Below are 25,278 nucleotides of genomic sequence, written 5' to 3'. Positions count from 1 at the left end.
TATATTTTGAATTAGTTTTTTGTTATTTGAGGGTGAATATAGAAGAGTTGTGAGTTAATATAGGTACATAACAAATACATCAAAACGTTAATAAAATTAAAAGCATTGATAATCAAACAACTAAAAATTTAAATAATTGATTATAACGTTTGCGAAAATACGTTTGATGTAGTAATGAGAAAGTTTAAAAGCGTTAAAATAGCTTTTGAAGTATGAGGATTTAGTAATTTTTAATCAGATATTTTGATAAATTCTTACCACTATTTATGTTTAGTTTTTTACGTAAACGGTATCTGTGAATTTCTACTCCACGAACAGAAATTGCCATTAAAGGAGCAATTTCTTTAGTCGTCAAATTCATCTTTAAGTACGCACATAACTTTAAATCTTTAGAACTTAATGTAGGATGATCTTCTAATAATTGATGAAAGAAGTCATCATTAATTTCTTTAAAAGTGGTCTCAAATACTTTCCAGTTGTCTTTGGTATCTATGATGTGATTAATTTTATTTTGAATGGTAGATACTTTCTTTGGGTTGATACCCGAATTTTTTACATCTTCCAGTTCATTTTTAATATCAATAAGGCTGCTGTTTCTTTTTGCTGCCAGATAAGTAGTATTGGCCAGTTCTTTACGCTTTGTATTGATCTCTTGTAGTAGGTTATTGCGTTCTGCAAGTTGGGTTTTACGCTCCTGTTCTTTTATAAGGCGTTCCTCGAGTTCTTTACGATGGTGGTTTAATTTTCGTTTATTATAAAGACCAATCAAAATAATGATACCAAAAACACTGAGTACGTAAATCACGATCATTAAATTAGACAAATACCAGGGTCTCTTAATTGTAAATTCTACCTCTAAAGGATTTGATCCTTTTTGACCATTAATAAGTGGCCAGACTTTTAAGGTATAATTTCCTGCTGATAAATTTTGAAATTCTAATGCTCCCGAAAAATAGGCACTCATCCCATTTGATAAGGTATAATAAAACATAGGCTTGTGCAGGGCCGGCGCAGCAATGTCAAAGCGTACACGAGAAGCTTCATTAAACGGAATTTCATAACTGGCAGCATTCAGTTTTAAAATAGCCGCTGATGTTTGAAGGCGATTGAGAAGTGGTTGTTGTGAGTTAGTTTGTTTTGTGTTTTTGTGTAATTCCTGAAGATTTATTCTTCCGAAGCCTTCATTAAGCGTAATAAAATAAATACTGTCGTTGCGTTCAATTACCTTTTCATAATTCTTAATTACGCGGTCTTCAAGTAAGGGTTCATAAACATAAATACTATCATTGATGAAGTTTGTATATACCAGGCCATTTCCATTTTGATTTTTAAACCAGTACTTATTATTTTGATTATTTATGAGCGCGTACGATTGGTAATTTTTTAAGTCTGTAAAGTCTTCCAGATTATCATTAATGCTGTTATAACGGTACCAGTTGCCGGCATTGTAAAAGGCAATCTCACCTTCAATTTTATGTATTTTAGTTTTTGAAGCAACGAGATCTGCGGTTTTATTAAAGGATTCCTTGTTTAGTAGTTTGGTGTTTGTGTTGTCAAGCTGTGCACGATAAAAGCCTTTGTAGGGATGCGCAGCCCAGAAATACTTTTTATCTTCAAAAATTACGTGTTCTACAGGGGCACCATCTGTTTCGGCAATAGGAGCATCGTTTAGTGCATTTGCATTAGGGTTAAAATATTTTAAGCCATTGTAAGTGTTGTTTAAAAACAAGTTTGTTTCAGAAATAGAGGTAAGACTATAACTTCCTGATGGCCCGGTAACCCGCTCTAACTGATTTCCTTTTAATTCATAGAGGCCCAGGTTGTGGTTTACAAACAGCCTTTCTTCAATCTCCGTAAAACTCCATACCTGTCCTTGGGAGCCGGGTATAAAGTAAATTCCGGTATCGGTAATTTTGTGTACGCCGGTGTTGCTGCCCACATACAATTCACCTTTAAAAGATGCGATATCGTACACCGCACCCAATTGCCCGGTATTATCTAATAAGTATTGTATAGGTGCATCAGGAATAATTACATCTATACCATTGTCAAGACCTATCCAGATTTTACGTTGATCTTTATGCAGCGATAACACCGTATTGTTTTGTAAGCCGTTTTGACGGTAGTGATTTCTGAGAGTTTGTGATTTAGGATTGTAATAAATAATACCACCTTTAACTGTGCCTATTATAAGAAGGTCATCGTTAAAGACTTCTATTTTATTAAGTTCATTTATTTGAAGAAAGCGTGTAAGAGCATCGCTACCCCAGGGTTCTAGAGAACCGTTTTTAAGTGAAAAAATACCTTGAGTACGTGTGCCTGCAAGATTAAAATCTTTATAAGTAACTAATTCTATTATTGATGTTTGATTGAGTTTGGTGGTAGTAATTGGTTTAAAAACACCACCGTCAAATTCAAGGATCCCGCCAGAATTAGTGCCTAAAAGCAATCTTCTATCTACTACGCTTAAAGCGGTAATAATCTCTTGTGGCTTAAAAGTTCTAATGTTTTCACCTGTGTAGCAGTAGAGATTTCCAAACGATCTAAATATAATGGTATTCTCCCACGCACTTATTTGCCAAAATTCTTCATTAGCATATTTTGTTTTAATTAATTTTGAAAGTGAGGTATAGTTTAGCGAACCGTAATCGTCTTTTTCCCAATAGCCAAACTCCTCATAAGAACCGGTATAAATGCGATCTCCCAGACAAAAAACAGATCGAATGATGGTTTTATTAGGAAGTGTAAATACTTCCCAGCGTTGCCCGTCAAAGCGCAATAATCCTTCATTATTTGCCGCGTATAATGTACCATCTTCATCTGTACTCAATCCCCAGTTTTGACTGGCAGCATCATAATCACTACTGCTGTAGCTGGTGACTGGAGGTAAAAAATTTTGCGCTAATACCCTCATTTGACTCAAAGTCAAAATAAATAGGAGTAAAAAAGTAGGTTTTAATTTTTTAAACATGATTACCTGTATTAACAGATGGCAGGCACAATAAATTGTGATGGTATAGGTAATCTTAATTCTATAGAGTACCTAACAGGTTTTAAAATTATTAAAAAGCAGTAACCTGACGCCAATATTGATTTTAATCTTAAGCTAAACTATTCATTAGTTACATCGGCGGGTTGAATTTGGCTTAAGCGCTGCGAATTTACTATCGCCAAAACCAGTAATCCAAAAAGGGTTAGTATCAAATACGGGAAAGCAACACTCTGATCTATTAGAAAACCTATAAGTAAAGGCGCGAGTGCTGTACTTAAAATCATAGCCATCGAGAATAAACTGTTTACAGCACCTAGTTTTTGAGTACCATAAACTTCAGCGAGTACTGCAGATTTTACGGTACCTGCCACACCTGTAGTAATGCCGGTCATAATAAGAAATAGTAAGGCACCCCAGATACTTTCCATAAAAGCAAACGGTAATAAGCCTAATGCCTGCGGAATCAGGAAAAACCGATATAGCTTTTTAGCAGTAAATTTATCTACCCATAACCCACCTACGATAGACATCAAAAATCGGGTAATTGCGTAGCCGGTAAAAAAAGCTGCGTACAATGAAACTGACCAGCCTTTTTCTTCAACAAAGGTGTATTGATACAGGAAAATCGCTGTAGAAGTAAAACTCAACATAAATGTAGAAGGCATAAGCACGCTAAAACGTTTATCTTTTAAGATCGTCCCAAAATCTTTAGCAAGCATTTTAAAACCCGGCCTTTTGGCGACCTGAGATTGTTCATCAAAATAACTTAAGTCCTTAAAACTTAAAAAAAGCAAATATAAAAGAAGAATCGCCGCACTTGCCTGAGCGGCAAATTCAAAACCAAAAGTGAGTATGAGTGTTGTAATGCAAATAGGAAACAGCGCTTCTCCCATTGGGAATCCTAAAGCCGCAATACTTAACGCTTTTCCGCGGTTAGCACCATAATAGCGGCTCATAACGGTCTGGCTAATATGACTCATCATACCTTGTCCTGTAAGGCGTAAACCTATCATTGCAAGAATTAAGAGACTAATATGATGGGTAGAAATACTAAGAATTAGACAGGAGGCTATTAGCCCCACAATATTTAAAAAGACTACTTTTTTTACGGGCTTGTGGTCTATGGTATGTCCTACAGAAATTAAAATGACCGAAGCGATTACCGTACCCAAAGCGTAAATACTGCCAAAGGTGCCTTCAGAAATCTTAAAGGTTTTAAGCAGTTCGGGTACATAAAGCGATATTAAAAACGTTTGTCCGAAGCTGGATAGAAAGGTAAGCGACCACCCAAAACTTGCCGATTTATAATTGTGTTTTAAAAAATAAATAAGGCTTTTCACAAATAATTTTTTGATGGAAAGATTCGCGTTGTCTTTGCGAAATTACTAAACCCCGAAGCTACAACGTAGATTTTGACAAAACACTTTTCGATTTTTAAATAAATCAGAATAAGTAGGCATTAGAAACCACTTTAATTGACCAAAACCCCGTAAAACTTATGATTAGTAATCTGCAAACAGGGCTAAGGCACAAGATTTGCATCCTTTTAAGAGAAACTAAATTTAGGCTCACGAACTTTACTGCTATACGGTAGATTGAATTGTTGGCCTAAGAGAAAAATTAAAATAACGAGTTATGAATTATTTAAAATATATAAGTCTGGTATTGGCAATAGTAGTGTTTTCGGCTTATTATAATCCGCAGCAGCTTTCAGAAAATGTCAAGAAACACGATTTAACAATTGTAAACAGCTGGGAGCTTCCTGACGCATTACGCGAAGTGTCGGGCATAGATTGGATAGGTGATGATAAACTTGCAGCTATTGAAGATGAAGATGGTATCATTTACATCTACGACTTAAAGGCAAAAAAAATTACTAAAGAAATTGAGTTTGCAGACGATGGCGATTATGAAGGAATTGCGGTAAATGGTAAAAATGCCTATGTAATGCGCAGTGACGGTTTGCTTTTTGAAGCACTCAATTACCAGTCAGATCAAATAATCACAAAGACTTATCAATCTAAAATGTCTCATAAAAATAACGTTGAAACGTTAGCATTAGATGCGAAGAATAATCGTCTGTTAACAGCCCCTAAAGATGAAGACCCCAATGATGAAAATATTAAAGGTGTTTATGCTTTTGATTTGAAAGGGCAAGCTATGCTTTCAGATTTAATCTTTAAAGTAGATATGAAGGACAAGGCGCTAAAGGATTATGAAGAGAAGAAAAGTTATAAAACGTTTAGACCTTCAGATCTGGCGGTACACCCTAAAACCGGGGAACTTTACGTGCTTGAAGGTGTAAATCCAAAGCTTCTTATTATGAATAAGAATGGTGACATTAAAAACGTATTTAAACTCGATAAAGACGACTTTGCGCAACCGGAAGGAATAACGTTTAGTCCAGATGGCAGGTTATTTATATCTAATGAAGCTCACGGTAAAATGGCTACTATTCTAGAAGTTAGATTGAATGAATAGAAATAAAGGTAATGTATGATAGCTGGCCTACATTTCAAAAGCATATTCTTAACCAAAAGGTAAAGCCTTTTATTATGAGAAAGTGCAGCGATGTATTTCTTTTGTTTTAACCAAAAGATTATGCAAGCCCACCTTACCAGCTATACAGATTTAGAGCTCCAACTTCTCCTCAACAAAGATCGTCATCGTGCCTTTAATTTAATATTTGACAAATATTGGAAACGTCTGTATACTTATGCATTCAAGATTTATTCTGAAGAAGAAATATGTGAAGATATTGTGCAGGAGGTTTTTGTAAGTCTTTGGGAAAAATCTAAAAATACACCTATTATCAATCTAGAAGGATACCTCCTTAGGGCTGTAAAATATAAAGCAATTACTTACTTACGCAATCTCAAATTTAAACCTCAACACGAACAAGTCTTAAGATCAATTGCAATTCCTGCTAAATCTGAGTGCTTGTTAGAATACAACGACTTTGAAGCGCTAATTGATTCAGAAATAAGCAAACTCGCTCCCCGCTGTAAAAAAGTCTTTATCCTAAGCCGATTTGAAGATTACACAAATGCTGAGATCGCAAAAAAGCTAAATATTTCTATACGCACTGTAGAAAAGCACATTAGCGATGCTTTGAAGCAACTCAAGGCTTCACTTTCTGCAACAGAGCTTTCGCTTATGGTTATCTTAATGTTTCAGTAATGTAAATAAAATTAAGATCATTTAAACAAAACATTAAATGCCATTTTAACACTACGTGTACAGCTTACAAAATGTGACTTACTTGTAAAAGGAACTCATTTTGACGCGAAAAGAATTATTAGAATTAGCCAAAAAGTACGAATTAAGACAAACAAGTGAAGTAGAAGAATTGGCGTTGCTTTCTTTTATAGAAGGTGCAGAAAAGGCCTCTTTAAATCTTAAGGTTCCTAGTACTCCTAAAAATAAAAAACGCATACTTAAAGCAATCAATGCTAAGATTAAGCCTAAGCAACCACGTTTCACCCACAGAAAAATTATGGCTTATGCAGCCATTTTTGTGGCTATAATAGGGGTAGGAGTATTATCTAATTATTTATATAATGGTCGCCTTATTATAGAAAGTACATCTAGAGGGGAGAAGCGTACTGTGCTGCTTGCAGACGGCTCAAGAGTATTTCTCAATTCAAATTCTCGCATTAGCTATCTTAAAAATTTTAAAACCCATAGAACAGTAGCACTCACAGGTGAAGCCTTTTTTGAGGTTCAGCGCGACCCAGAGCATCCTTTTAGCATTACTACAGGAGCAGTAGAAACTCAGGTTCTTGGTACCACATTCAACATACATAGTTATAACCAAAATGAAGTAACGGTTACTGTAAGCAGTGGTAAAGTTTCAGTGCGTAATACACGTACGCAAGAGGCAGTTTATCTTCAGAAAAACCAGCAGGTATTATTTAAAGATTCAGCGGCTGCTCTGCAGTCTCCAGTAAATAGTGAGGATAAAATTGCCTGGACAAAAAATATTATCTCCCTTCACGGCACAAGCCTGGCTAAGACAGCAGCGATATTAGAAAACTGGTATGATGTGCAAATTGACTTTGAGAATAAAGAAATCGAAAACTTAAAAATCACCGGAAAATTTAAAGAAGAACCGCTAGAAAATGTTTTAAGAAGCATAGCCTTAATCAACAACCTAACCATAGAAACGCTAACCCAAAAGCACTTTGTTATAAGAGAAAACTCCTCCAACTAAAATCAAAAAACCCATAACTGCTCTAACAGAAATGGGCTTAATTAATTTATGACTACAAATCGACAAATAAGAGCCATTATTAAAATGAAAACTAAACTACAATTTTTAAGAAAGTTACGCTTTCGGAAAATAGAATTTTTAGCATTTATACTGTGTTTTGTGAATTTCACATACGCAGCACCTAACACAAACCAGGATTTAAAAGACGTTTACGTAACCACAAAACTAACTGATGCTTCTCTTACTGAAACCTTTTCTGCCATAGAGAGGCAAACTCAATTTACATTTGTTTTTGATAGCGCTTTATCACAAACAGCAAGCCCAATTACACTTTCGACGACTCACGAAAGTTTAGATTCTGTATTAAGGAAAATCACGACGCAAACCGGATTACGATTTACTCAAATCAATAATACGATTACCGTATTAAAGTCTGCCAGTCAACAAGTGGTTACCGGTAAAGTAGTAGATAAAGAAGGTGTTCCTTTACCGGGAGCAACAGTAATGGAGCAAGGTACAGGTAACGGAGTGACTACAGATTTTGACGGTCTCTTTAATATCTCTCTTACAAATTCTGCAGTTCTAGAAGTTTCATTTATAGGTTTTGAAACACAAACAGTAGCAGCACAAACCGGTGCAGCAATGACAATAGTTCTGGAAGCTAATGTAAATGCTCTTAACGAAGTAGTAGTTACAGCATTAGGAATTAAGAGAGAAGAAAAAAGACTCGGATTCTCTCAAGCGACAATTAATGCCGATAATCTGTCGCAGACTATGCCCACCAACTGGTCTTCTGGATTAAAAGGTAAAGTTGCGGGTTTAAATATTGTTTCATCAGGTTCTGGTCCTTTAAACTCACAACAAATCACATTACGCGGTAACAACTCGTTAAATCCTAACGGAAATAATGCTTTAATCGTCGTTGACGGTGTTCCTGTAAATAGTGAAATGACAACTTCTGGCTCTTCGGCATCCTATATTGGAGAAGATTCTCCTATAGATTATGGAAATGGTATTTCAGATTTAAATCTTGATGATATAGAAAGTGTTACTGTTTTAAAAGGTCCCGGTGCAACGGCACTTTATGGTAGTCGTGCTGCTAATGGTGCTCTCGTAATTACAACAAAATCGGGTAAGCAAACTACAGGACTGGGACTTACGTATAACTCAAGCGTAAATCTTGATGTAATACAGCGCTGGCCAGATTGGCAATATGAATACGGGCAAGGTACAGGTAAAAGTTTTAATGCCGCGGGTGATCCTTATTACTCGTATGGCGGTTCTGAAGATGGCAACAATACGGGGAGTACAAGTAGTGCCTGGGGACCTCGCTTTGACGGACAAGAATATTATCAATATGACCCTACGGTTGAAGGTCAATCGCTAGAACGCCAGCCGTGGACTGCCTATAAAGATAATCGTAAAGATTTTTGGCGTACCGGAATAACTTTTACAAATAACCTTTCTCTTCAAGGAGGAAACGATAAAGGGTCGATGCGACTTTCTGTAGGGCACTCTAAGAATGAATGGATTATGCCAAATACCGGTTATGAGCGAGTTACGGCTTCTATAAACTCTAACTATCAGATTTCAGAACATATTAAGATAGGTTCGGTGGTTAATTACAACAACCGAAGCAGTGATAATCTGCCGAGTACAGGTTACAACAATGGTTCAATCGCTTATTTTATGATTTTCCAGAACCCTAATGTTGATCTTGATTGGCTAAGACCCATCTGGCAGGAAGGGCAAAATCAAATTCAGCAGATACAGCCTTTTAGCTCCTATATAGACAACCCCTATTTAATTGCTTACGAAGCAACAAACCCGCTTGCAAGCAGCCAAATTGTAGGTAATATATTTTCGAATATACATCTGGCTCCTAATCTTGATTTAATGTTACGTGCTTCTTTAAATACGTATAATCAAGATCGTGAGCAAATACGACCATATAGCATTAATCGCTATAAAAATGGATTTTACGAGACGCAGGATATCTGGAAACAAGAAGTAAATACAGACTTTTTATTGAGTTATAAAAATGACCTTTCACAAAAAATAGGTTTATCGGCTTCTGTAGGTGGTAATGCAATGGACTATAAATACCGTCGTACCGATGCATCTGTAGATGGCCTTGTGGTACCGGCAGTTTATAAACTTGCAAACGGAATTAACAATCCTATTGTGCAGACGTATGATAAAAACAAAAAGGTAAACAGTCTTTACGGTTTAGTTTCTCTTTCTTTTGAAAATAAATTGTTCCTTGATGTAACCGGGAGAAACGACTGGTCGAGTACACTTCCTACAGCTAATAACTCTTTCTTTTATCCTTCAGCCAATGCAAGTATTATTTTATCTGAAGTTTTTGAGCTTCCGCAGGCTGTAGATTATTTAAAATACCGTTTTTCATTTGCAGAGGTAGGTAACGATACAGATCCGTATAAGACGAGTAAGTACTACAGTCAGAGTGCATTTCCAAGTTCTGCAACAGTTCCTACAAACCTTTATAATGGAAATTTTAAACCCGAAATAACTACCAGTTTTGAAACAGGTCTAGAAGCGCGACTGATTAAAAACAGACTTAATCTGGATGCGACCGTTTATCAAACACTTACTAAAAACCAAATTATCTCAGTGCCGCTAGATATTACAACGGGGTATAGCTCTGGAGTTTTAAATTCTGGTGAAGTACGTAACCGAGGTGTAGAATTAACGCTAACCGGAAAGATTTTTGACACAAAAAAATTTAAATGGAGCAGCACACTTACTTTCTCCAGAAACTGGAACAAAGTTATGGAGCTTGCAGACGGGATAGACGGTCAGCAAGAAATAGGTTCTGGTGGTAACGCAACCTTACTGGCAAAAGTAGGAGGTACGACAACTGCGATTTATGGTTATGGTTTTGTGCGTTCTCCAGATGGTGAGATTGTTTATGATAATGCGGGATTACCAGCATATCCAGACGAGATAGAATATATAGGCGATGCAAGTCCAGACTGGAAAGCAGGATTATATAACAGCTTTAATTTTGGGCCGGTAACCCTTAATGTTATGTTAGACGGGCAGTATGGTGGTATTATTTATTCACAGACACATCATAAACTTACGCAACAAGGTAAACTGCGCTCCACCTTTGAAGGTCGTGAAGAAGGGTTTATTGTAGGTGATGGTGTTGTTTTAAATGAAGAGGGTACTTATAGTCCAAACACGACTGAGGCAATTACTCCAGACTGGTACAACCGGTATTACCGCCGGGCAAATGTAGAATCTAACTCATTTGATGCTTCATTTTTAAAGCTTAGAGAGGTGAGTTTGCAGTACGCATTTCCTAAACGTTTATTAGGTAACAGCGGTATTACAGCACTCAATATCTCCATTTTTGGTCGTAATCTGGCAACCGTTTCAGATTTCCCGATTTATGACCCTGAGACTGCAGCTTTAAATGGCGATACGATTTTACCAGGTATCGAAATGGGACAAATGCCATCACCGGCAACTTATGGTTTTAATCTTAAAGTAAACTTATAAAAGACTAAGATGAAAAATTTAAAAACACTTTTTGCAGGTTTAAGCTTCTTGATGTTTCTGACAGCTTGTACCAGTAATTTTGAAGAAATAAATGAAGACCCTAACCGTATTGCAGAGATAAGTCCTGGGACGTTAATTAATCCTATTATTTATGGTCTGGCAAGTCATAATGCAGGCAGAGCTCACGGGATTACTTTTGACTTAATGCAGGTAACGCTGCCTTTCCCTAGTGTTTCTGGGGGATTACACCGGTATGATGTAAGTCAAAATATAGGTAACTCATCGTGGTATTATTATTACAAGTGGTTGAATAATATTAAAGAAATGCAACTTGCATCTATTGCTGCCGAAGATCCTAATTATGAGGCTATCGCACTTACGCTTAAAGCGATGTGTTACTCAAATCTTACCGATCTTTTTGGCCCTGTACCTATGACCGAAGCAGTAAATGGAGAAGAAGGAAACTTCTACCCGAGTTTTGACAGTCAGCAGACAGTTTATGAGACTATTCTGGAAGATCTGGAGCGGGCAAATTCTATTTACGATACCAGTCTGGATATGGTTTATGCAGAAGATATTTTATTTCATAATGATATAGAACTGTGGCAGAAGCTTACTAATGCTGTGCACATGCGTTTGTTACTGCGTATTTCTAACCGTACTGAAACCGGTGCGTTTACAAAGCTGGCGGCGATGATAAATAACCCGGCGACCTATCCTGTTTTTGAAAGCACAGCAGAATCTGCCATTTTACAAGTTACGGGTATCACGCCTAATGTATCACCTTGGGGTCGACCACAAGATTTTCCATTAGGTACAAAAATGGCCTCTTTCTTTGTTGATAATTTAAATGCACTAGAAGATCCGCGCAGACCTATTATTGCGACAGAAGCAAAAGATCTTGCCGGTGTATCTTTAGGATACAAGGGTATTCCTAGTGCCTATGCAGGTAGCGAATCACAATTTGATTATGATGCCAGCAACTTAAACAGAGAGCAGGTAGAAAACCCGATGCAGATATTTCTTTTTACCTACGCAGAAGTAGAATTTATAAAGGCAGAAATGGCGCAGCGCGGTTATACTTCTAATGCAGAAGTACATTATCAAAATGGCGTTAAAGGAGCAATCGAGCAACTGGAAACAGAGATTACTCCAGACTATTTTGCAAATCCGGCGGCAGCTTACGATGGGACTTTAGCGCAAATCTTACTGCAAAAATATTTTGCGCTCTACTTTGTAGATTACCAGCAGTGGTTTGAGTACCGCAGAACAGGTTTACCCGTGTTGCCTACAACAGAAGCTATGCTTAATGACGGTATTATGCCGGCTCGTTTTCAATACCCTTCTGATGTACAAATAAGTAATGCATCAAATTATGGTGCAGCTTTAGAATTACTGGGAGATGATGATTCAATAAACACTAAAGTCTGGTGGGATAATTAATTACATAAAAATTAAAACTGATGAAAAATTTTAAAGTAGCCCTATTCAGCTGTATGATTTCTCTAAGCGTATTTGCTCAGGAACAAGCTTCAGGTTTTGTGTATGAAGATGCTAATGCAAATGGAAAAAAGGATCGTTCTGAAAAAGGAATTCCCGATGTTTCTGTTACAAATGGCGAACTAGTCGTGCGCACTGATGCAAGCGGAAAATATAAGCTTCCAGTTGTAGATGGTCAAACGCTTGCTGTTATCAAACCTGCGGGTTACAGCCTTCCTGTAGATAAAAATAACCTGCCTCAATTTTATTACAGTTATAGACCAAAAGGATCTGTAGAATCAGAATTTGCGGGTATTGCCCCAACGGGGAAACTTCCGCGATCTGTAGATTTTGAGGTATTACCTGCAGCTGAAAAAGAACGTTTTACAGCGTTAATTTTTGGCGATCCACAACCGTATACCGAAGAAGAAGTTGCTTTTTTTGCTAAAGGGGTGGTTTCTGAAGTAATAGGGATTAAAGATGTTGAATTTGGTTTGAGTTTGGGAGATTTAGTAGGTAATGATCTCGATTTATTCAATCCGTATATTGCAGCTACGCAGCAGGTGGGAATTCCCTGGTTTAATTTGATGGGTAATCACGATATGAATTTTGATGCTGCTACAGATTCTGATACAGATGAGACTTATGAAGCCCATTTTGGCCCGGCTAATTATGCGTTTAATTACGGTAAAATTCACGTGATCGTACTGGATGACATTTTATATCCTGATCCTCGTGATGGGAAGAGTTATTGGGGCGGATTTAGAGAAGACCAATTGCTTTTTGTAGAGAATGATTTAAAATTTGTGCCTAAAGATCATCTGGTGGTATTGGCATTTCACATACCTCTTAATGAGCCCGAAGGAGATCCTTTTAGAGATGCAGACCGTGAACGCTTATTTAAAGCGCTTCAGCCTTTTGAAAACACCTTATCATTATCTGCGCATACGCATATTCAGCGTCAGGATTATTTTGGAAAAGAATCTGGTTTTATGCGTGACAAACCGCATCACGAGTATAATGTAGGTACGACTTCCGGCGATTGGTATTCGGGCAAGTTAAACGAGCAGGGAGTGCCGGTCTCTACCATGCGTGATGGTACACCTAAAGGTTATGCCTTTATACATTTTGAGGGAAATCAATATAAAATAGATTACAAAGTTGCCGGTAAAACAGAAGATTATCAGGTTGAGATTTTTGCCTCTAAAGTGGCGGCACAAGGTAAGAATACAAGAGCGGGTATTTATGCAAACTTTTTTATGGGTAGAGAAGGAGATATAGTAGAATACCGTGTTGATGACGCCGAGTGGAAAAAAATGAACTACGTAGAAGAGCAGGATCCTACCTATGAAGTTTCGGTTTATGAGTGGGATACTTCAGAAGAATTACTTGAAGGAAGACGCTCGAGTAATCCCGTACCCAGTAAACATTTATGGCGTGCGGCGTTACCTACAAAATTACCGGTAGGAAACCATAAAATTGAAGTTAGAGCGACAGATCAATATGGAAAAACCCATAGTGGTGAAGTTTCCTATAGATTAGAATAAAATTATTAATACTTGTTTGTTTGAGCCTGCCTATATTGAAAAATAGATGGCGGGCTTTTTTTAAATTGAATCCACAATGAAAAATGTAATTTTAGGAACACTTACTCTGGTTTTAATTGCGACAGGCTGTAAGTCAAAATCTGAAAGAAAACAAGATATGGAAATAACAAAACAACATACGATTCACGTACAAGGCCACCGTGGCGAGCGCGGTAATTTGCCGGAAAATTCGATTCCTGCATTTTTAAGTGCTTTACGAAAAGGTGTTGAGGTTCTTGAGCTTGATGTTGTGATTTCTAAAGACAAACAGGTCGTGGTAAGTCACGAGCCGTATATGTTGGCTTTGTATATGACAACTCCACAAGGGGATTCCATATCTGTTACAGATGAGAAAAACTACAATCTCTATGAGATGAATTATGCCGAGATCAAACTATTTGACGGCGGTTCTAAAGGAAACGTACGCTTTCCGCAGCAACTAAAGAGGAGTACGTATAAGCCGTTGCTGAGTGAGGTTTTTGATACTGTTGCGTCAACTATTGAAGCAGAAAATCTCAAACCTGTAAAATTTAATATTGAGATTAAATCTGAAGAAGATGTTTATGGCATATTTCAGCCCGGTCCAGACGAATTTGTAGATCTGGTAATGCAGGTGATACACGATAAAAATGCAAAGGATAAGGTAAATATTCAGTCTTTTGATAAACGTATTCTTGAGGTGATGCACAGTAAATATCCTGATATCGAACTGGCTTATTTAGTAGAAGAAGGTAAATTTGCAAACAATCTCGCATTACTCAGTTTTCAACCTCAGATTTATAGTCCGTATTTTAAGTTACTCGATTCAACAGAAGTTGCCGCAATACACGCAAAGGGAATGCAGGTTATTCCGTGGACGGTGAATGAGCCAGCAGATGTTGACGCAGTAATTAATTTAAATGTAGATGGTATTATAACAGATTACCCCGAGCGGGTGATTGAGAAATTGAAGAATTAAATGAACTATAAACTCAAATCCATTCGACCATTTATAGGAGCTAAAGATTTTAAAACTTCATGTAGGTTTTACCGGGATATGGGTTTCAACGAAGTGTTGCTTCCGCCTAAAATGGCAGTGTTTACTCTAGGAGATTTCTCCTTTTATTTGCAGGATGCCTACGTTAAAGATTGGATAGACAACACCATGCTTTTTTTGGAAGTTGAAGACTTAGAACAGCACCTGTCTGATATAAAAGCGCTTCAATTGCCACAAAAATATCCCGGAGTTCGGGTTTCAGAAATTGTGACTAACGATTGGGGAGCCGAGTTTTTTGTGCACGATCCTTCCGGAATACTCTGGCATATAGGAAGTTTTAAAAATTAAAATTTACCGTATAATCTCATTTATAGATATCTGGTTAAGGATCAAATTTTAACCAAAAAATCAAGGTCAAGAAAGATAGAGTATTAGTTTTACAAACTTCTGTTTTTAAAGAAGTCTGATGTTTAAAAAAGAATCTTTTTTACAATCTAATGGGGTCGCGCTTGCAAGTCTTTTTTTGGCACTTGTATATGTACTGGCGCCGTTACAGAAAGAGATGCTTACACTGGTTCACGATCTGGAACATAAATTTGATCACGTTACTGCTAGTGATCACAATCACGATTTTTTAAATGCAGAGCAGCTTCTTGCAGAAGCCGGTCACGACCACCGTACTTTAGAATACATCAAACAGGTATTAGAGCCTTTTGGGGATGACGTTCAGCAAGAAAAGAAAGAACAAAAGCCGGTTAAAATTGATAAGCATCTACCTGGCACACATTATAAAACAGACTTTGCGACTCTTCAGTTAAGAAAAGAGCAAGTGATAAAATTTATCGCTGCTTCACAGCAACAGTGGGCACTTCATACGCCATCACCACCTCCTAAATTAGTATAGTTTATATCGTTTTTTACATCAACCGCTACACTAGGGGTTGAATTTTCGGTACGGTACATTTCTCCAATAACCAGGAGAGGTGATTACGGTGAATCTTATTATTCAATTAAAACTATACTTATGAAACACAGTGTACTACTGTTACTGTTGCTTTGCGCATATCTGGGTTTTGCTCAGAATTTTAGCGGAAGCATCATTGATATTAAAAATAATGCTTTAGAAAATGTCAATATTTATAACCTTTCTAAAGGCAATCATACCCATACCAATCACAACGGGACATTCATACTTCCTAACGCACGGGTTAATGATTCTCTTGTAATCTCCAGATTGGGTTTTCAAACCTTAACGCTGGTTCTTACACCAAAACTGCTTGCTCAGCCCCAGGTGTTAAACCTTGAAGTAGCGAGTACCTCACTAGATCAGGTGGTGCTTACTGCAGAAGTGAATAGCCTGAGCAGTATTGTAGCTGTAGATCTACAGCTCAATCCCGTTAAATCTTCACAGGAAATCCTTAGAAAAGTACCGGGTCTTTTTATTGGTCAGCACGCCGGTGGTGGTAAAGCCGAACAGATTTTCTTACGGGGTTTTGACGTAGATCACGGCACTGATGTTGCCATTAGCGTTGACGGGATGCCCGTCAATATGGTGTCTCATGCACACGGTCAGGGTTATGCAGATTTACATTTTGTGATTCCTGAAACGATAAAGAATATTGACTTCGGAAAAGGTACTTATTATGCAGATAAGGGAAACTTTAATACAGCAGGTTATGTTGACTTAAGATTAAAAGATCAGCTCGATGCAAGTAGTATTTCGCTGGAAGCAGGTCAGTTTAATACCTCGCGCTTAACAGGGATGTTCAATCTTATTGATGAGAAAGAGCATACCGCTTATCTGGCTTCTGAAATCTATTTAACTGATGGTCCTTTTGATGCGCCTCAGGATTTTACCCGTCTCAATATTATGGGGCGGTATACATATACCAATCCTAATAAAGACAAACTCACACTTAGTGCTTCGCATTTTCAAAGCAAGTGGGATGCCTCTGGTCAAATTCCGCAGCGGGCTGTTGATCAAGGCTTAATAGGTCGTTTTGGAGCCATTGATGATACCGAAGGTGGGCAAACCAGCCGGTCAAACCTCAGCCTCAATCACCTTAAACATCTGGAGCATGACGCGATTTTAAAAACCAATGCTTTTGTCTCCAAGTATGATTTTGAACTTTATTCTAATTTCACCTTTTTCTTAGAAGACCCGGTAAACGGTGACCAGATTAAGCAACAGGAAGATCGTTTTATAGCAGGTCTGCAAAGTGTGTATGAGCGACGTCATCTTCCGTTTTTGGGCGAAAGTACACTCGATTATCAAGCCGGTGTAGGGTTTAGATATGACAATGTGAATGGGGTAGAGCTGTCTCATACATTAAACCGCCAGACTACTTTAGAACGCCTGGCTTTGGGAGACGTAGATGAACTCAATATGTTTGCTTTTCTAAATACCGAATTTAAAACCGGAAAGTTCACCTTTAATCCGGCTTTGCGTCTCGACTATTTTAAGTTTGATTATTATAACAAACTCACTGAAACCTATGATAATAAAAGTGAGTCTAAAGTAGCTTTCAGCCCTAAATTGAATACTATATTTTCAGTAAACCGCAATTGGCAACTTTTTTTAAAAACAGGAATAGGGTTTCATGCTAATGATACCCGTGTCGTTGTTGCAAATGACGGAGAAGCCATTTTACCTGCGGCTTATAGTTTTGATCTTGGAACTATTGTAAAACCTGTAGATAAACTGGCACTTAATGCCACCTTGTGGACGCTTTTTCTCGAGCAGGAATTTGTGTACGTGGGCGATGCCGGTATAGTAGAACCCAGCGGAAAAACCCGTCGTATAGGTGTAGAAGTAGGTGCGCGTTATCAAATTTTAGACTGGTTGTATCTGTATGGTGACGCCAATTATACCTATGCCCGAAGTACTGAAGAGCCTGATGGTGCAGATTACATTCCGCTGGCACCTAAATTTACCTCGGCAGGTGGTCTAAGTGTAGAAAATCTAAAAGGTTTTTCAGGTTCGTTAGGCTACAGATGGTTAGGCGACCGGGCAGCAAATGAAGACCATTCAATCACCGCAGAAGGCTATTTTGTAACTGATTTTAATGTCAATTACACGATTAAAAATTGGACATTAGGTGTCATTGTTGAAAATCTTTTTGATATTAATTGGAATGAAACCCAGTTTGCTACAGAAAGCCGACTCTTCAACGAATCCACACCGGTCGAAGAAATTCACTTCACACCGGGAACACCCTTTTACTTAAGAGGAAAAGTCACCTACAGATTCTAATAAATTCTAAATCTGTAGCTAAAATAAAGAGGAAGCTTAAACAGCTTCCTCTTTTTTATTTAGTATTAAAGGTTTTATGTTTAGGGAGTAGGCTTTTTTTATGGAGGTAAAATTGGTGTTTAAAGGTATGTAGGTGGTACTTTATAAAAGAAAATATTGCTTCTTTCACTCGGCTGTATAGGATGGTAAAGAGATTTGTGAGATTTTATAAGGATGCTTTTGAGGGTAAGTGCATCGGTAAAATTTTGATAGTTATTGTTCTTAACTATCCTAAAATCAAATAGCTATTGCTATTTAAAACCTTCGGTAATTTTAGTAATATGGTTGTAAAAATTATTAAGCGTATAAAATACATATTATGTATGCGAGTAATAGAGTATTTACTTAAATTTATAATTAAGTACGCAAACGTTTGAGTACTTTTCAAAAACCAATTTATTACCTATGAAAAACTATGTACTTCTTTTTATTTTAAGTGTTTCCTTTTTTGCGCAGGCTCAGGACACTCTATTTGGAGCGCCAGATGAACTTACTCCTAAAATTAACGATGATAAGACTGTAACATTTACGCTTAGAGCACCTAAGGCAGATAGTGTACAGGTAACCGGCGCTTTTTTACCCTTTACTAAAGTAAAAAGCCCTATGGGCGATATGGATAAAGAAGGGATTGCCAATATGACTAAAGGCGAAAACGGCGTATGGTCGTATACGACTTCGGTTCTCCCTTCAGATTTGTACAAATACCATTTTATAGTAGATGGTTTGCGTGTTGCTGATCCTACTAATTCTTTTGGTCTTCGTGATGTTTCAGCAATCACAAACTTTTTTATCGTTCCGGGAGATCGTGCAGACTTGTATATGGTGCAGGACGTACCTCATGGTACACTTGCCAGTCGCTGGTATGATTCACCGGGCTTAGGTATAGATCGTAAACTATCCATTTATACACCACCAGGTTATGAAGATTCAAAAGCAGAATATCCTGTTTTGTATTTATTACATGGTGCAGGGGGTGATGAAGAAGCCTGGTTAAATCTGGGGCGTACAGTACAAATTCTTGATAATCTTATCGCACAGGGTAAAGCAAAACCTATGCTGGTTGTAATGCCTAACGGTAACGTAGATCAGGATGCTGCACCGGGAGCAGGAAGCAGAGGCTATTATATGCCTACCTTCTTTACTGCAGAAACAATGAATGGTAAGTATGAAGCTAACTTTATGGATGTAGTAAAATTTGTAGAAAGTAATTACCGCGTTAAGGCCAAACAGGCGAGCAGGGCAATTGCAGGTCTTTCTATGGGTGGTTATCATACGATGCATATTTCGCGTTTTTATCCGGGCACTTTTGATTATGTAGGCTTATTTTCTGCAGCGATTAATCCGCGTATTGACCAAAGTGGAGTAGGCGTTTATGACGATCTTGACGGTACCCTAAAAACTCAGATGGATAAAGGGTATAAACTGTATTATATGGCAATAGGAGAAACCGATTTTCTATATAAAACGAATGAAGAGTTTAGAGCCAGACTTGATAAAATAGGAATGCCTTATGAGTATGTAGAAAATGGTGACGGTCATATCTGGAGAAACTGGCGTATTTATCTTTCAGAATTTGTACCTAGATTGTTTCAGGAATAAACTTTCGCTTTCGCGGAAAAATAGCAAGCCCTTTCGTAACTGAAGGGGCTTTTTTTAGTTCACAATACTGAAATGTTATAAAATTAGATTTAATAAGTGTTTTAAATACTTTTTAACTAATTTATACAAGGCTTAGTATTCTAGACACTTAGTTATTCAAAAACAATCTAATTTATGCGACTCTCTAAAATTCACTATTTCAGCATATTATTTATTTTATCCTTGTTTTCGATAAGTACGTATGCGCAATATGATAATGTTAATCCGGTAGAACTAAATGTTGATTTTGACGCAAAATTGGGTGAGCTAAAACCTATTTGGGCATTCTGGGGACACGACGAACCCAATTATACCTATATGAAAGACGGTAAAAAATTACTTACCGAAATTTCAGAATTAAGCAAAGTTCCCGTTTTTTTAAGAGTGCACAGTTTATTAGTTACCGGCGATGGAGAGGCTGCGTTAAAATGGGGTTCTACTAATGCCTATACCGAAGATGAACAAGGAAATCCCATTTATGACTGGACGATTATCGATAAAATATTTGACACCTATATCGATCTAGGGATTAAGCCTCTTGCGCAAATAGGTTTTATGCCCGAAGCCTTATCCTCTAAACCCAAACCTTACAGACATTACTGGAAACCTGGAGCAAAATATGAGGAGATTTTTACAGGATGGGCATACCCGCCTAAGGATTATGAGAAATGGGCAGAGTTGGTATATCAATGGGTAACACACGCTGTAGATCGTTATGGAAAGGAAGAAGTAGAAAGCTGGTACTGGGAACTGTGGAATGAGCCTAACATTGGCTATTGGAGAGGTACAATCGAAGAATATATCAAGCTCTATGACTACACAGCAGATGCGGTAAAACGCGCGTTACCCGAAGCAAAAATGGGCGGACCGGAAACTACTGGTCCCGGGTGGGATAAGGCAGAAGAATTTTTACGTACCTTTTTAGATCACATTGTTTCAGGTAAAAATTATGTTACCGGAGAAACCGGAGCTCCACTAGATTTTATTACGTATCACGCTAAGGGTAGCCCTAAGCTGGTAGATGGCCAGGTACACATGAATATGGGCGCGCAATTAAATGATCTGGCAAAAGGCTTTGAGATTGTAGCTTCGTATCCTACGCTTAAACATTTGCCCATCATTATAGGTGAATCTGATCCTGAGGGTTGTGCAGCATGTTCTGAAGAGGATTATCCCGAAAATGCCTACCGAAACGGGACCATGTACAGCAGTTATACTGCAGCCTCTTTTGCGCGTAAATATGCCATGGCAGCAGCTTATGATGTCAATTTAGTAGGCGCAGTAACCTGGGGATTTGAGTTTGAAGATCAGGCTTGGTATGCCGGGTTTAGAGATATGGCAACAAATGGGGTAGATAAGCCGGTGCTTAATGTGTTTAGAATGTTTGGGATGATGCACAATACCCAGGTAGCCGTTACCGGCGATTTAGATTATGATTATAAGAAAATCCGTAAAGAGAGCGTGCGCGGTAATCCAGATGTGAATGCTTTGGCATCTGTGGGTACAGATGGCGCTTCAATTATGGTTTTTAATTACCACGATCGTAATGATTTGGAGGTTTTAGCATCTCCGGTTACAATAAATCTCAAACACGTTCCTGCTACTAAAGTGCTTGTTAATCAATACCGGGTTGATCAGGAATTTAGCAATTCGTATACGCTTTATAAAGAAATGGGTTCGCCAGAAAACCCCACGCAGAAACAAATAGACCAACTTGAACAGGCCGGACACTTACAATTAGCAACATCTCCCAAGTGGGTTACTGTAACTAATGGCGAACTGGTTTTAACGCTTGATCTGCCCAGACAAGGGGTAGCGTTGTTTCAGCTTGAATTTGAGAAGTAATTAAATAAAAGGGGGTATGAAGTATTTTTTGGTTGTTATTTTTAGTTTCAACATAGTTAACAATTATTCGCAATCTACTACTAAATTCAATTTAGATTTTGAAAAACAAGACCTCTATGAAAATATAGCAAGAGATTGGGGAACGTACGGTAACTATGAAATAACCAGCGATACCACTTCGGTACACACCGGTAAATATTCCGGGAGGATTGTTTCAAATGAGGACGATACTGATGGAAGTTTGGTGTATTATATCCCCGCAGTCTATGAAGGAAAAACAATTCGGCTTGACGGTTTTATCAAAACGAAGAATGTAGAAAATGGTTTTGCAGGTTTAACACTGAGTATAATTGGTGCTGGAGAGAGTCTTGCCTTTGACAATATGAAAGCTGCTGATTTAAAAGGTACTAATGATTGGAATAGATATAGCATAACACTTCCTTTGCCAGAAGGAGCTGAGTACTTTTTAATAGGTGGGACATTAATCGGATCTGGAGCGGTTTGGTTTGACGATTTTACAGTGACTATAGATGGTGAGGATATTCAATCTTTATCACCAAAGGAAATACCAATTCCAAAGGCAAAACTTGACAAAGAATTTGATACTGGTTCAGAAGTTGAATTTCCGGAACTCACGGTAGATTCTTTAGACAAGTTGACCTTATTAGGAAAAATATGGGGATTTTTAAAATACCACCACCCTGCAATTGCATCAGGTACTTATAATTGGGATTATGAGCTCTTCCGAATTCTTCCAGAGTATTTAAGCACTAAGAATAATTTAGATAGAGATACAGTACTCTTGAACTGGATCGAGAGTTTTGGTGAAATAGAGGAGTGTCAAACTTGTAAAGAAACGTCAGAACTAGCATTCTTAAAACCAGACCACTCCTGGTTTGATAATTTTTTTATGACAACTGAACTGAAATCGGCACTGAACTCTATTTATGCAAACAGGCATCAGGGAAAGGGTTTTTATTTAGGGCTAGATATGGCAGGACGCCCAGACTTATTAAATGAAGAAATTTACAAAGACGTTAATCTTCCAGATCAGGGATTTCAACTTTTGGCATTGTATAAATACTGGAATGCTGTCCATTATTTTTTTCCATATAAATACCTAACCGATGAAGATTGGAGTAAAATTTTAAAAGAGTATATCCCTGTTTTTCTAAAAGTTAAAACCAGACCCGAATATGAATTAACAGTTTTAAAGTTAATAGGTGAAATAAATGATACGCACGCTAGTCCCGGAGGTTATTCAGGATTTGACTTAGACAAACTAAGAGGAGATAGTTATGCACCTATCCGAGTAAGATTTGTAGAGGAACAGTTAGTGGTAACGCATTATTATATTAAAGAACTAAAGGATAGTCTGGATATCAAAATAGGTGATGTAATTACCCAAATAGATAATGTTCCGGTTGAAGAAATTGTACAAAACCTTAATTTCCTTTATCCAGCTTCCAATAACGAAACTAAGTTAAGAGATATCACCAATGATATACTTAGGTCTTCTAAGAAAAAAGCAGTTGTCAAATACATTTCAAATAAAATAGAAAAGGAGATTGAGCTTGACCTGTACCCTAAAAGTTCTTTAGACTTAAAATGGTATGATTATGATGGAGAAAATACTTACCGAATACTTGATGGCAATATTGGCTACATAAATTTGCAAATGCTAACCGATTCGCAAATTCCTAAACTGAAAGAACTTTTGAAAGATACCAAGGGAATTATTATAGATATACGCAGACGTCCTTTTGGATTTTTTTATAACAGTTTGGGGTCTTATTTTGTATCAAAACCTACACCGTTTGTAAAAGTGACCTATGGGAACATTAATAATCCTGGAGAATTCAATTTTCAAAATGATTATGAAATCCTTCCTTCATCAGAAACGTATGAGGGTAAACTTGTAGTGCTTTTGAATGAAGATACGCAAAGCAGTTCTGAATGGGCAACAATGGCATTTAAAGTAGGAAATAACACCACTCTTATTGGCAGTCATACAGCAGGAGCTGATGGGGATATATCAGACTTAAATCTACCTTTTGAAATTACAACCTATTTTTCGGGAATAGGTGTTTATTATCCAGATGGTAGAGAAACACAACGAATAGGAATACTGCCGGATATTGAAGTAAAACCGAGTATTGAAGGGATACGGCAGGGTAGGGATGAGTTATTAGAAAAAGCTATTGAAGTAATCAATAACGAATAGCGGTTTTTAACATTCTAAAAAATACCTTACAACACCAAATCCACAAAAAGCTGCTCCAGCGTTGCTTCTAAATCATCACTAAAACCCGGATGCGTTTTTGAAGTTTGAATCACCGAGCTTCGGGTGGCTGTAAGCCATCTAAAACGTTCAGAAGCTTCCAGTTGCGCAATGGGTCCGCCGGTTTTTTCACCACAGCTTATCGCTTTAAAGGCATTTAGGTTTTTCTGTACCTGCTCTGCGTCAAGCTCTGGACAAAAGGCCACGAGTTTTTGCGCATCAAGCTGGTAGTTCATATTAATGTACTTCGGATTTTTACAGTATACAATCACGCCTACATTAAAAAATTCCTCACGATCAACCGCGGGCACAAGGCGTATTACCGCGTACTCATATAAGTGCTTTTCGTGCATCTTGTGCGGTTTTAGTGAATACTTCAGATTGTGCCAGTCGCGTACTTAAAAACTCAAAGTAGATTGCGCGTATTTCTTCTGCGTTTTCATCATAGCCTTCCCATTCAAGCCATTCTTGCGGGATGAGGTTAACGATATTTTGTAAAACTTCAGAAGTTAATAGTGCTTTGAGTTTGGTATCAGCAGCTTCCAGTGCACTTGCCTGCGGAAGCAATACGTGATCTTTTATCAACCCAAAAGGCGTTTGAGCTCCTTGTTCCCAATTGGTAAAACTATGATGAAAATAAAGGGATGCGCCGTGGTCTATAAGCCACAATTCGCGGTGCCACATAAGCATATTTGTGTTTCGAAACGTACGGTCAATATTAGTCATAAAGGCATCAAACCATACAATTTCTGAAGCTAAAGTGGCATCTACTGTAGTGACCACCGGATCAAAATTGATGGCGCCCGATAAAAAATGCAATCCTATATTGAGTCCCTGACTCCCTTTTAATAAATCCTGAATTTCCTCATCGGCTTCGGTACGGCCAAAGGCTTCATCAAGATGAGCAAATACCACTTCAGGAACTTTAAAACCTAATACCCTGCCCACTTCACAACCTATCAATTCTGCAATGAGCATTTTTACCCCATGACCGGCGCCTTTAAACTTAACAACATATTTAAAACCGTCATCGGCATCTGCCACAGCAGGCAGGGAACCGCCTTCGCGCAGGGGCGTGATATACCGCGTAACATTAACGTGGCGAATTTCTGAAGTTGAATTCATTTACGTGTTTTTAAGGCTTGTAAAAATAGGTTTTTTTGTGTGGGCTCTGTTCTTAGAGTGTCATTTTCCGTAGCTATATATGATAAAAAACAGATTGTCAAATGCCATTAAATTTCTTTTGGTACACATTCGGTTACTTCTTACAATCCCAAAAATAAGCTCAGAATTACGTATATAATAAATGGGGAAGATTACCCTACAAATGAATTTGCGATAGGTTTATTAAGTATTCTCTATGACAAAGAATATAAGCTGCCCCAATTAAAAGAATACACACCTAAACGGAGCTTTTACAAGACCTATGCCGGGACTTACACCGCTGC

17 protein-coding genes are annotated in these 25,278 nt (G+C 37.7%); 13 read left to right on the top strand and 4 right to left on the bottom strand.

Annotated features, from left to right (window positions below; translation table 11 throughout):
• Positions 1-220 precede the first annotated feature (220 nt).
• Together P164_RS13105 and P164_RS13100 are read right to left on the bottom strand one after the other, a co-directional pair.
• A complete protein-coding gene (locus tag P164_RS13105; protein WP_159106032.1) occupies positions 221-2,914 on the bottom strand; it encodes a LuxR C-terminal-related transcriptional regulator in 2,694 nt (897 codons plus the stop codon).
• Between the two features lie 197 nt (positions 2,915-3,111).
• A complete protein-coding gene (locus P164_RS13100; RefSeq protein WP_035899830.1) occupies positions 3,112-4,332 on the bottom strand; it encodes an MFS transporter in 1,221 nt (406 codons plus the stop codon).
• Between the two features lie 295 nt (positions 4,333-4,627).
• Between P164_RS13100 and P164_RS13095 the strand changes: the two genes are divergently transcribed.
• From P164_RS13095 to P164_RS13035, 13 genes are all read left to right on the top strand, one after another.
• Entirely contained in the window at positions 4,628-5,473 is an 846-nt protein-coding gene (locus tag P164_RS13095; RefSeq protein ID WP_028376785.1) for an SdiA-regulated domain-containing protein, read from the top strand.
• 120 nt (positions 5,474-5,593) lie between these two features.
• Positions 5,594-6,172, top strand: coding sequence for an RNA polymerase sigma-70 factor (locus P164_RS13090; protein ID WP_028376784.1), 579 nt, complete (start codon positions 5,594-5,596; stop codon positions 6,170-6,172).
• Between the two features lie 100 nt (positions 6,173-6,272).
• On the top strand, positions 6,273-7,205 hold the full coding sequence (locus P164_RS13085; RefSeq protein ID WP_028376783.1) for a FecR family protein: 933 nt from the start codon (positions 6,273-6,275) through the stop codon (positions 7,203-7,205).
• 84 nt (positions 7,206-7,289) lie between these two features.
• The gene (locus tag P164_RS13080; RefSeq protein ID WP_028376782.1) at positions 7,290-10,733 is read left to right on the top strand and encodes a SusC/RagA family TonB-linked outer membrane protein; all 3,444 of its coding nucleotides are present in this window, start codon (positions 7,290-7,292) and stop codon (positions 10,731-10,733) included.
• Positions 10,734-10,742: 9 nt separating this feature from the next.
• The gene (locus P164_RS13075) at positions 10,743-12,176 is read left to right on the top strand and encodes a SusD/RagB family nutrient-binding outer membrane lipoprotein (protein ID WP_028376781.1); all 1,434 of its coding nucleotides are present in this window, start codon (positions 10,743-10,745) and stop codon (positions 12,174-12,176) included.
• 20 nt (positions 12,177-12,196) lie between these two features.
• Complete coding sequence (locus P164_RS13070) at positions 12,197-13,759, top strand: calcineurin-like phosphoesterase C-terminal domain-containing protein (RefSeq protein WP_028376780.1); 1,563 nt, start codon at positions 12,197-12,199, stop codon at positions 13,757-13,759.
• A 76-nt stretch (positions 13,760-13,835) separates the two neighbouring features.
• Positions 13,836-14,756 carry a glycerophosphodiester phosphodiesterase family protein gene (locus P164_RS13065; RefSeq protein ID WP_028376779.1) on the top strand — a complete coding sequence of 307 codons (921 nt, stop codon included), beginning with the start codon at positions 13,836-13,838 and terminating at the stop codon, positions 14,754-14,756.
• Entirely contained in the window at positions 14,757-15,122 is a 366-nt protein-coding gene (locus P164_RS13060) for a glyoxalase (protein WP_028376778.1), read from the top strand. It abuts the gene before it with no gap.
• A gap of 118 nt (positions 15,123-15,240) precedes the next feature.
• Positions 15,241-15,678 (top strand): hypothetical protein, encoded by a 438-nt coding sequence (locus P164_RS13055; RefSeq protein ID WP_028376777.1) that lies wholly within the window; start codon positions 15,241-15,243, stop codon positions 15,676-15,678.
• A 120-nt stretch (positions 15,679-15,798) separates the two neighbouring features.
• Positions 15,799-18,027 (top strand): TonB-dependent receptor, encoded by a 2,229-nt coding sequence (locus P164_RS13050; RefSeq protein ID WP_028376776.1) that lies wholly within the window; start codon positions 15,799-15,801, stop codon positions 18,025-18,027.
• Between the two features lie 444 nt (positions 18,028-18,471).
• Positions 18,472-19,665 (top strand): esterase, encoded by a 1,194-nt coding sequence (locus P164_RS13045; protein WP_028376775.1) that lies wholly within the window; start codon positions 18,472-18,474, stop codon positions 19,663-19,665.
• A 174-nt stretch (positions 19,666-19,839) separates the two neighbouring features.
• Positions 19,840-21,549 (top strand): GH39 family glycosyl hydrolase, encoded by a 1,710-nt coding sequence (locus tag P164_RS13040; protein ID WP_028376774.1) that lies wholly within the window; start codon positions 19,840-19,842, stop codon positions 21,547-21,549.
• A 16-nt stretch (positions 21,550-21,565) separates the two neighbouring features.
• A complete protein-coding gene (locus P164_RS13035; RefSeq protein ID WP_028376773.1) occupies positions 21,566-23,773 on the top strand; it encodes a S41 family peptidase in 2,208 nt (735 codons plus the stop codon).
• A 26-nt stretch (positions 23,774-23,799) separates the two neighbouring features.
• Here P164_RS13035 and P164_RS13030 read toward each other — a convergent pair whose 3' ends face one another.
• Positions 23,800-24,183: a DUF3037 domain-containing protein gene (locus P164_RS13030; protein ID WP_028376772.1), complete on the bottom strand. Its 384-nt coding sequence runs from the start codon at positions 24,181-24,183 to the stop codon at positions 23,800-23,802.
• Entirely contained in the window at positions 24,161-24,955 is a 795-nt protein-coding gene (locus tag P164_RS13025; protein WP_028376771.1) for a HipA family kinase, read from the bottom strand. Before P164_RS13025 ends, P164_RS13030 begins: the two co-directional genes overlap by 23 nt.
• Positions 24,956-25,278 lie beyond the last annotated feature (323 nt).

The sequence above is a fragment of the Leeuwenhoekiella sp. MAR_2009_132 genome (genome assembly GCF_000687915.1).
Lineage (GTDB): Bacteria > Bacteroidota > Bacteroidia > Flavobacteriales > Flavobacteriaceae > Leeuwenhoekiella.
Note: the sequence above shows the minus strand (reverse complement) of the source record. Positions and strands in the feature narration are given on the sequence as shown.

Coding starts and splice junctions, on each gene's coding strand:
- P164_RS13065 (WP_028376779.1), top strand. CDS start 13,836: ATGAAAAATGTAATTTTAGGAACACTTACTCTGGTTTTAATTGCGACA.
- P164_RS13045 (WP_028376775.1), top strand. CDS start 18,472: ATGAAAAACTATGTACTTCTTTTTATTTTAAGTGTTTCCTTTTTTGCG.
- P164_RS13095 (WP_028376785.1), top strand. CDS start 4,628: ATGAATTATTTAAAATATATAAGTCTGGTATTGGCAATAGTAGTGTTT.
- P164_RS13090 (WP_028376784.1), top strand. CDS start 5,594: ATGCAAGCCCACCTTACCAGCTATACAGATTTAGAGCTCCAACTTCTC.
- P164_RS13035 (WP_028376773.1), top strand. CDS start 21,566: ATGAAGTATTTTTTGGTTGTTATTTTTAGTTTCAACATAGTTAACAAT.
- P164_RS13055 (WP_028376777.1), top strand. CDS start 15,241: ATGTTTAAAAAAGAATCTTTTTTACAATCTAATGGGGTCGCGCTTGCA.
- P164_RS13025 (WP_028376771.1), bottom strand. CDS start 24,955: ATGAATTCAACTTCAGAAATTCGCCACGTTAATGTTACGCGGTATATC.
- P164_RS13030 (WP_028376772.1), bottom strand. CDS start 24,183: ATGCACGAAAAGCACTTATATGAGTACGCGGTAATACGCCTTGTGCCC.
- P164_RS13060 (WP_028376778.1), top strand. CDS start 14,757: ATGAACTATAAACTCAAATCCATTCGACCATTTATAGGAGCTAAAGAT.
- P164_RS13075 (WP_028376781.1), top strand. CDS start 10,743: ATGAAAAATTTAAAAACACTTTTTGCAGGTTTAAGCTTCTTGATGTTT.
- P164_RS13040 (WP_028376774.1), top strand. CDS start 19,840: ATGCGACTCTCTAAAATTCACTATTTCAGCATATTATTTATTTTATCC.
- P164_RS13105 (WP_159106032.1), bottom strand. CDS start 2,914: ATGAGGGTATTAGCGCAAAATTTTTTACCTCCAGTCACCAGCTACAGC.
- P164_RS13050 (WP_028376776.1), top strand. CDS start 15,799: ATGAAACACAGTGTACTACTGTTACTGTTGCTTTGCGCATATCTGGGT.
- P164_RS13080 (WP_028376782.1), top strand. CDS start 7,290: ATGAAAACTAAACTACAATTTTTAAGAAAGTTACGCTTTCGGAAAATA.
- P164_RS13070 (WP_028376780.1), top strand. CDS start 12,197: ATGAAAAATTTTAAAGTAGCCCTATTCAGCTGTATGATTTCTCTAAGC.